Origin of the sequence: Edaphobacter sp. (genome assembly GCF_035763405.1) — a bacterium.
In the GTDB taxonomy this organism is placed as follows: domain Bacteria; phylum Acidobacteriota; class Terriglobia; order Terriglobales; family Acidobacteriaceae; genus Edaphobacter.
Genome location: NZ_DASUBE010000082.1, coordinates 23,089 through 31,784, shown reverse-complemented (window position 1 = coordinate 31,784; position 8,696 = coordinate 23,089). Strand labels below are relative to the sequence as shown.

General features: G+C 60.7%; 6 protein-coding genes. 3 read left to right on the top strand and 3 right to left on the bottom strand.

Features of this window, described 5'->3' with window-relative positions; genetic code table 11:
- The 3 genes from infB to rimP all read right to left on the bottom strand — a co-directional run.
- On the bottom strand, positions 1-3,020 hold a 3,020-nt coding region (gene infB, locus VFU66_RS08140; RefSeq protein ID WP_326445742.1), incomplete at its 3' end, for a translation initiation factor IF-2.
- A 135-nt stretch (positions 3,021-3,155) separates the two neighbouring features.
- Complete coding sequence (nusA, locus tag VFU66_RS08135) at positions 3,156-4,733, bottom strand: transcription termination factor NusA (protein ID WP_326445741.1); 1,578 nt, start codon at positions 4,731-4,733, stop codon at positions 3,156-3,158.
- Positions 4,734-4,844: 111 nt separating this feature from the next.
- Positions 4,845-5,432 carry a ribosome maturation factor RimP gene (gene rimP, locus VFU66_RS08130; RefSeq protein ID WP_326445740.1) on the bottom strand — a complete coding sequence of 196 codons (588 nt, stop codon included), beginning with the start codon at positions 5,430-5,432 and terminating at the stop codon, positions 4,845-4,847.
- Between the two features lie 208 nt (positions 5,433-5,640).
- Here rimP and VFU66_RS08125 point away from each other — a divergent pair, with 208 nt between their 5' ends.
- The 3 genes from VFU66_RS08125 to VFU66_RS08115 all read left to right on the top strand — a co-directional run bounded on the left by VFU66_RS08125 (position 5,641) and on the right by VFU66_RS08115 (position 8,209).
- Complete coding sequence (locus tag VFU66_RS08125; RefSeq protein WP_326445739.1) at positions 5,641-6,432, top strand: TIGR03435 family protein; 792 nt, start codon at positions 5,641-5,643, stop codon at positions 6,430-6,432.
- Between the two features lie 486 nt (positions 6,433-6,918).
- Positions 6,919-7,671 (top strand): Crp/Fnr family transcriptional regulator, encoded by a 753-nt coding sequence (locus tag VFU66_RS08120; protein ID WP_326445738.1) that lies wholly within the window; start codon positions 6,919-6,921, stop codon positions 7,669-7,671.
- A 73-nt stretch (positions 7,672-7,744) separates the two neighbouring features.
- Positions 7,745-8,209 (top strand): response regulator, encoded by a 465-nt coding sequence (locus VFU66_RS08115; protein WP_326445737.1) that lies wholly within the window; start codon positions 7,745-7,747, stop codon positions 8,207-8,209.
- The last annotated feature ends 487 nt before the right edge of the window (positions 8,210-8,696 follow it).

Below are 8,696 nucleotides of genomic sequence, written 5' to 3'. Positions count from 1 at the left end.
TCCTGTTCGGCCTTTTTGGCTTCGGCGGCGGTTCTGCCGAGTTCGGCGGCGATCTTTTCGGTGGTGAAGGCTTCGATGATGTCGCCGACCTGGATCTCCTTGAATCCGGCGAGGTCGATGCCGCACTCGACGCCCTGACGGACTTCGGAGGCGTCGTCCTTGAACCGCTTGAGCGACGAGATCTTACCCTTCCAGAGCTCTTCGCCCGCGCGCAGGACACGAACGCTGGCGTCGCGTTTGATGAGGCCGTCGCGCACGATGCAGCCGGCGATCTGGCCGACTTTGGTGATCTTGAAGACGTTGAGCACCTCGGCGCGGCCAAGGTAGTTCTCCTTGTAGACCGGTTCGAGCAAGCCGTACATCGCCTTGGTGATCTCGTCCTGTAGCTCGTAGATGATGGAGTGCAGACGGATCTCGACGTTCTCGCGCTCGGCGATCTCGGCGGCCTTGCGGTCAGGCCGCACGTTGAAGCCGATGATGACCGCGTTGGATGCGGAGGCGAGCAGCACGTCGGACTCGGTGATGGCTCCGACGCCCGCACGCAGGACGCGCACGCGCACCTTCTCGGTGGACATCTTTTCGAGCGAGTCGGCCAGCACTTCGACCGAACCCTGCACGTCGCCCTTGAGAATGAGGTTGAGGTCTTTGACCCCGGCGGACTTGATCTGCTCGGCGAGGCCTTCGAGGGAGACGCGCGAGGACTTGGCAAGCTGCGCCTCGCGCTCCTTCATCTTGCGGTACTGCGCGATGCCCTTGGCCTTGTCGCGGTCGGCCATGACGAGGAAGGTGTCGCCTGCGTCCGGCATTCCTTCGAGACCCAGGATTTCGACCGGCGTCGAGGGACCGGCCTCGGAGACGGGGCGTCCGCGGTCGTCGAACATGGCGCGGATTTTGCCGAAGGTGTTGCCGACGATGTAGCTGTCGCCGGTGCGCAGCGTTCCATTCTGGACGAGCACGCTGGCGACGGCACCGCGTCCGCGATCGAGCTTGGCTTCGATGACGGTGCCCACGGCGGGACGGTCGGGAGTGGCTTTCTGCTCGTTCGTGTCGGCGACGAGCAGGATCATCTCTTCGAGGCCGTCGAGGTTGATGCGCTTCTTCGCCGAGACCTCGACGAAGGGCGTGTCGCCGCCCCATGAGTCGGGGACGAGGCCGCGATCGGAGAGCTGCTGCTTGACGCGGTCGGGCGCGGCTTCGGGTTTGTCGATCTTGTTGACCGCGACGATGATGGGCACCTTCGCGGCGCGGGCGTGGTCAATGGCTTCAAGGGTCTGCGGCATGACGCCGTCGTCTGCAGCGACGACCACGACGACGATGTCGGTGACTTTGGCGCCGCGTGCGCGCATCCGCGTGAAGGCCTCGTGGCCGGGGGTGTCGAGGAAGACGATCTCGCGGCCAAAGGCGGGCGAGTCGGGTTTGGAGATTTTGACCTTGTAAGCGCCGATGTGCTGGGTGATGCCTCCGGCTTCGCCGCCGGCAACGTCGGTGGAGCGGATGGCGTCGAGCAGCGAGGTCTTGCCGTGATCGACGTGGCCCATGACGGTGACGACCGGCGAGCGGACGATCTCGACCATGCCCGTGGTGTCTTCAAGGAAGCCCTCGATGGCCTCGTTCTCAAGCTGCTCTTCGACCGTGATGATCTGCGCGTCGGCGCCGAACTGGCGGGCAACATCTTTCACCAGCTCGCCGTCGAGCGACTGGTTCACGGTGACGAGGACGCCGCGCATCAGCAGCGTGGCGATGAGGTCTTTGCCGCGCACGTCGAGCTTTTCGGCGAGGTCCTTGACGCTGATGCCTTCGGTGACGGTGATGGTCTTCGTGATGGGCAGAGGTTCCTGCGGGATGTGCGCTCCGCCAAAACGCGGCGGGGGAGCGAATCCCTTCATCGGGCCTTCTTTGCTCTTTTCGTAACGCTGATTTCCGGCGCGGCGGCCAGGGCGCTGGCCGGGACGTTGGCCGGTCGGCGCTTCGCCGGGAGGCGGCAACATGCCGCCGGGCGTTCCGGGCCGCGCTCCAAAACCGGGACGGGCGCCGAATCCGGGACGCGCTCCGCCGGGGGCAAAGCCGGGACGTCCGGGCGCTCCGCCGGGACCGCCGGGGAAGGTGCGGGTGGGGTGCATGGGGCGGCGCGCGCCGGGAGCGGTCGATGGTGCAGGACGCGAACCGGGTGCCTGCGGACGAGGCCGCTCGAAGATGGGACGGCCACGCTGCGGTGCTCCGGCGGGCGCGGTATAGATGGGGCGTGGGCCGGTCTGCGGCATAATGACGCGACGGACCGGCGCGGTGGGCGCGGCTTCAGCAGTAATGGTTTCAGCGACGGCTGGCTCCGGCGCGGCAGGCGGCTCAGCCTTTGGCTGAACGGGCTTTGCGGGCGCAGCGGCAACGGCTTCGACCGGCGGCGCGGCAGCGGGCTTGGCGGCAACAGGCTCGGCAGGCGCAGCTACGATGGGGCGTTCCTGCGGCGGCTTTGCTGCGGCAGGCGCGGCGGCCGTGACGGGAGGCCTGACGATGACCGGGCCAACCGGCGGCTTGGTGGCAATGGCTGGCGCCGCTGCGGGAGCTGGCATGACAACGTTAGCCTGCGGGCGCGGCTGCGGCACGATGCGGCGCGGCGCGGGCGCGGCGGGCTGAGCCGGAGTTGCAACAGGCGGCGTGGCGACAGGGCGTGCCGGGGCAGGTGCAGCATGAGCAGCGGGAGGTGCAGCGACTGCGGTCGGGCGCGGCGGCGCGGCTTTGGCGGCTGCCTCGGCCTGCTTGCGCTCGAGGATAGCCTTGAGCGCATCGCCGGGCTTGGAGACCTTCGAGAGGTCGAACTTCGGCTTGGTCTCCGTCGCAGACCTGGTGGGGGCGGGACGGCTGGCGCCAGACAGGTAGCTGCGCACCTTTTCGGCTTCGTCCAACTCAATAGAGCTGGAGTGGGTCTTCTTCTCGGTAACGCCGACGGCTATCAGCGCGTCCAGAATAGACTTGCTTTTGACTTCCAGCTCTCGTGCCAGATCGTTGATTCGAACTTTGCTCATCCGTCCCTTTTCACTTACCTGCGCCCTTAGCTGTTCATATCAGCCTCATCGGGGTAGAAATCGTTGGTGTTTTTATTATCCCTGAAGCGCGAACTTTGCGGGCCAGGGAGCGGTTGCGTAGTGCGGCTATACGGGCTAGCCACGATTGCTTCCTTCGTCAATGCCTTCGGTGGAGACATCCTCGCTTTCATCCACGAGGGTATCTACGGCGTCGTTGTCGGTCTCGATCTTTTCTTCGCGGGCGTCGGCCTCGCTGAAGGCGTCGATGCCCGAACCTGCTTCTTCGGCCTCGACGATGTCTTCGGTCGAGAAGCTGCTGACCTCTTTGGCGCCGTTGTGGCCTGCGTCGCTTGCCAGAACCTCCTCCGGCGTCTTTTCGAGCGAGCTGACCTCCGGCGCGACGGCCACAGCGGCGATGGCGGGCCGCTCTTCGCCTTCGTTGTACTGGCCGAAGTAGTGGCGCACGGCGACGGAGATCTTCTCCACTGTCTTTTCGCCGATGCCGGGGACCTCTTCGAGCTGTTCGGGGGTCATGTCGGCGAGTGCTTCGACCGTAGTGATGCCCGCGGCGATCAGCTTTTCGAGCACGTTTTCGCCAAGTTCCGAGACCTGTTCGATTGGAGTCGTCGGGCCGCCGGACATGGCCTGCATCTGCTGCTCGACCTCCTGGCGCTTCTCTTCCTCGCTCTTGATGTCGATCTTCCAGCCGAGCAGTTTGGCGGCGAGCCGAACGTTCTGGCCCTTCTTGCCAATGGCGAGCGAAAGTTGCGTGTCGTCCACGATGACCTCAAGCTGCTTTTCCGTGAGGTCTGTGATCGAAACGCGCGAGACCTTCGCGGGCTGGAGCGCCTTTTCCGCAAAGGTCGTGATCTCGTCGGAGAATTCGATGATGTCGATCTTTTCGCCGCGCAGCTCGCGGATGATTGATTGCACGCGCATGCCCTTCATGCCGACGCAGGCGCCGACGGGGTCCACGTCCTTGTCGCGGCTCTGGACGGCGATTTTGGTGCGCTCGCCCGCCTCGCGCGCGATGGCCTTGATGCTGACGGTGCCGTCGTAGATTTCGGGAACTTCGGACTGGAAGAGGTTCTGCACCAGTGCGGGAGCGGCGCGCGAGACGATGACCTGCGGGCCTTTCGCGGCGCGGTCAACGCGGAGCAGGACGACGCGGACGCGCTCGCCAACGGCGAACTGTTCCAGCCGCGACTGCTCGCGCTTGGGCATCCGGGCCTCTGCCTTGCCCAGATCGAAGATGACGTCCATAGGTTCGAGGCGCTTGACGGTTGCGTTCAGGACTTCGCCCGCGCGGTGGTTGTACTCGTTGAAGACGGTATCGCGCTCAGCCTCGCGGACCTTCTGGAAGATGACCTGTTTGGCCATCTGGGCAGCAATGCGGCCTAGCGGCGTGGTGTCTTTATAGAAGCGCAGCTCGCCGCCGACCTCGACCTCGGGGGCAAGCTCGCGGGCCTGGTCAAGCGTCATCTGGTTGATGCCGTCCTCGACCTGCTCGGGCGACTCGACGACGGTCTTGAAGACATAGGCGCGGATCTCGCCGGTCTCGCGGTCCATCTCGGCGCGCATGTTCTCCTGTGTCTTGTAGTACTTGCGGGTAGCGAGCGCAATGGCGTCCTCAACGGCGCCCACAACTACGTCGGGTTCGATGCCCTTGTCCCGGCTCAGCAATTCGATGGATTGATATAACGCGCTTGCCATTGCTCTTGTTCCTCTTGATTCAATTCGCCGGGGCGTTCCCGGCGGTGTTTCCTGATCTTCGTGCAATGCTCTTTGTGATGCATTTCGCGGAGGATTGATTTGAATCCCCGCTTAAATCTCTGCAACCAGATTTGCCTTTTCGACGTTCGACAGGGCGATGTCTACGGTCTGCTCTGTCTGATTCTTTTTTGCCTTCCCCTTCTGTTTGATGGCGGAAAGGTCAAGCGTCAGGGTGTTGTCCCGGAACTTCGTCAGGCGGCCCTGCCAGTGGCGATTGTTGCTGACTGGGCTAAAGGTCTGAAGTTTGACCAGGCTGCCAGTAAAGCGGGCGAAGTCCTCCGGTTTGTGCAGCTTGCGTTCAAGGCCCGGCGAGGAGACTTCGAGCGTGTACTCGGCCGAGCCTGGGATGAGGTCTTCGACGTCGAGCACGGTGCCGAGATCCTGGGCAAAGCGGGCACAGTCCTCGTGGGTGACGCCGGAGAGCTGCTCGACCGGGACGCCCGAGGGCAAGGCGTTTTCTCCTTCGCTGGCGGCTCCTGTTGCTGCCAGCTTGGCGCGCTCGGCGGCGTCTTTTTCGATGAAGACGCGCAGGGCGCGATGCTTCGCTCCGCCCTGGAACTCGATGTCCACGAGGTCGAGGTGGTGCGAGCGCGCGATACGCTCTGCGGTGGCCCGGATTGTGTCTAACTCAAATGCCATTCAAGTCTAAGTGATGCATTTTGCAGCGGTTTTTGGAGCAAATAAAAAGTGGGCTGTGGCCCACTCATCTCCTCCGCCAATCGCCGGTGCGTTCACGGCTCCTGCCTCGGCGAAACAAAATCGTCTGCTTCTTTATGATACATCTAGATTTTCGGGATTTCAATGCCTGGATAGGGGCTCAGTCGTGAAGTTCTTCATAACTGGACGGATGAAGCGCGGTTCGTATCTTTTGGCTACGGCTGTGATCGTCGGCCTGATGAGCATGACTCGAGCCTACGGTCAGAGCAAGCCGGATCGATTGACGTTTGACGTGGCGGCCATCAGGCGCTCCGACCCGAATATGCGTAACGGGTACATCAAGGCGATGCCGGGAGGCAACGGCTACCTGGCGCAGAACGTCCCGGTCAAGTTGATGATCAGCCTGATGTACAAAGTTCCCATGCGCCGGATCAAGGGTGCGCCGGACTGGCTTGCGACCGACGGCTACGATGTCGAGGCCAAGGCGGACCATCCCTACAGCATTGACGATTTACAGGTGATGTTTCAGAACCTGCTGGCGGACCGGTTCAACCTGAAGTTCCACAAAGAGATCAAAGAAGGTCCCGTTTACGCCCTGATGGTGGATCAATCGGGCTTGAAGATGAAGGTCGATGAGAGCAAGCAGGATTTCAGCATTCCGATGAACGACAACGCGGATGGCGTCACCGTCGGCAAGAGGGTCAACATGCGGTACTTTTGCTGGTGGCTGGAGCGCGTCCTCCACCAGGATGAGCGCCCGGTAATCGACAAAACCGGGCTGACCGGGAACTACGACTTCACGCTGTCGTATGCTCCGGTCTTGCCGCCCAACGTCTCGCCGGAGAAGTTTCCTGCGGGGCTGCTCGATCGCCCGTCGATCTTTGATGCTCTGAAGCACCAGCTTGGCTTGAGGCTGGAGGCAGGGCGGGGGCCGGTGGTGTATTACGTCATCGACCATGTCGAACGGCCTTCGGCTAACTAGTGTTTTCAGGGATTGCGGCAAAACGAGGGTGGCGGAAAAAGATGCTGGCCACCCGCCCATTCAAGTCTAAGTGATGTGTTTTGAGGCGCTTTTGGGGGTAAATCAAAAGTGGGCTGTGGCCCACTCATCTCCTCCGCCAATCGCCGGTTCGTTCACGGCGCGTGCCTCGGCGGACAAAATCGCTGCACTTCCTATGTCACATCCGGGGCGGAGGATTTCAATGGGAGCTGGTGCGGTTACGGTCGAGTTTGAGCATAGTCATTGAAGTTCCAGCCTGCCGGACGGTTGCACGTGATGCTATCTGCGACATTGTGGCATTATGCTATCCAGCACCAGAGAAGTGAGCAAAAACGGCCATTTTCGCGGTAATGAAAGGAGGATACTACTCATACCGTCATATTGTGTATCTAAATCAGCATGACTTCAGGTGGCAACGTGAACAATGGGTCCCTTCATTTCAGGCCGCACGAGAGGAAGACCAGCTTTATGAACGATCTGGAAATGCTCCCATTCGATCCTGTGGCATTTCTCGCCAATGCTGGTGTGGGAAGAAGAGTCGTCCATTTGAAGGCACGGCAGACATTCTTCACTCAAGGATCTCTGGCAGACTGCGTGTTCTATATCCAGTCCGGACGGGCAAAACTCACAGTCGTTTCAAAGAGCGGTAAAGAAGCTACGATCACGCTGCTCGCCGCCGGCCAATTCACAGGCGAGGAGTCGATTGCCGGCCCGGCGGGATTTCACCTGGCGACGGCAACGGCCATCACTGCCTGCGTCGCGCTCAGAATAGAACGAGAGGCGATGATCCGGGTCCTCCACGAGGAGCACACGTTCTCCGACTTGTTTCTCAAGTTTCTGCTGGCCCGAGGCATGAGGACCCAGGCCGACCTGGTCGATCAGCTCTTCAATTCGAGCGAGAAACGTCTGGCCCGTATCCTGCTGCTCATGGCAGGGTTCGGAAAGCCCGGCGAGCCGGAGACCCTCATTCCGCATATCACGCAGGAGACACTGGCAGAGATGATCGGCACAACCAGGTCTCGCGTGAGCTTCTTCATGAATCGTTTCCGCAAGCTGGGCTTCATTGAATATAACGGCCGCATCCGGGTGCATAAGTCGCTCCTCAACGTTATCCTTCACGATCAACTGCCGGAGCACAACGCCGCAAGACCGGACCTGCCAAAGACCGCCTCCCCAAACGGCCTTCCTAAACACAAAAACGGCCCGCATGTGCAGTATTGAGCAGAAGCATTCACAGAACGATGCGATGCTTATCTTATTAGAACTCACATGCTACAGCTCGGAAGGTCTTCCCATGACTGATCTTAACCTGACAGTTCTGATTGCTGATGATGAGTCATTGATAAGAGAGCTGATGTCCCACATTCTGAGCGGCCTGGGATGTAGCGTCCGCTGCGCGGAAGACGGCGTTACAGCTTTGGCCCGGATCGGAGAAGCAAGACCTGATGTCTTGCTCTCCGATCTCAATATGCCGGGGATGTCAGGCTTTGAGCTGCTCTCTGAAGTTCGTTGTAATTTTCCTGAAATATATGCCATCGCGACAAGTGGGAGCTTTTCCGGAAGCGAAGTGCCGGAAGGTGTCGTGGCCGACGCCTTCTATGAGAAGGCTACCCGTTTGAATCTGTTGTTTCAGATTTTGGAGCGTGCAGTGCGATGGAAGCAGCATCCCAGTCGCCGTTTGAGCGTGGCGGCAGCCTATTCGATGGTACCGGTTCGGATCAAGGCTTCTGGAGCGGCAAAGACGGCGAATTACTCTTAAGAAACCTCTGATTAAATCTTCGTTTTGAAAGGGCGTGGCTTCAGCCACGCCATAACGTCCCTCAATTCAATGGGGCTTTAGAGGGTGCTGAAAAGTGTCTCGCCGGGAAGAAAGCGTACCTCAGCGGCTAAAGCCGCGTTGATTTTGCAGCGTGAGCGGCACGGCTGAAGCCGTGCCCTTAAGCAAAACTGACTTTTTCAGCACCCTCTTTAGCCCCGGAGGGAGTCTTCGCGGACTTAATCAGACCTTCCTTAAGGCAACTTCGGAGATGGAACAGAGAGCCTGGGAACAAGCAACCGAAGAGACGGGATGCAGGGGGTTCTTCGCTTCGCTCAGAATGGCAGAACCATAAAGGAATGGGAGAAATGATAAAGCAGCCTCTCAGAGGCGGAAGAGGCTGCGTGGGAACTCACCGCCATCGCATGAGACCGCACTCCAGTGGCTTTACAGGCTGCGGAAAGTCGTGGAAGGAGGCAAAGGCCTCAGG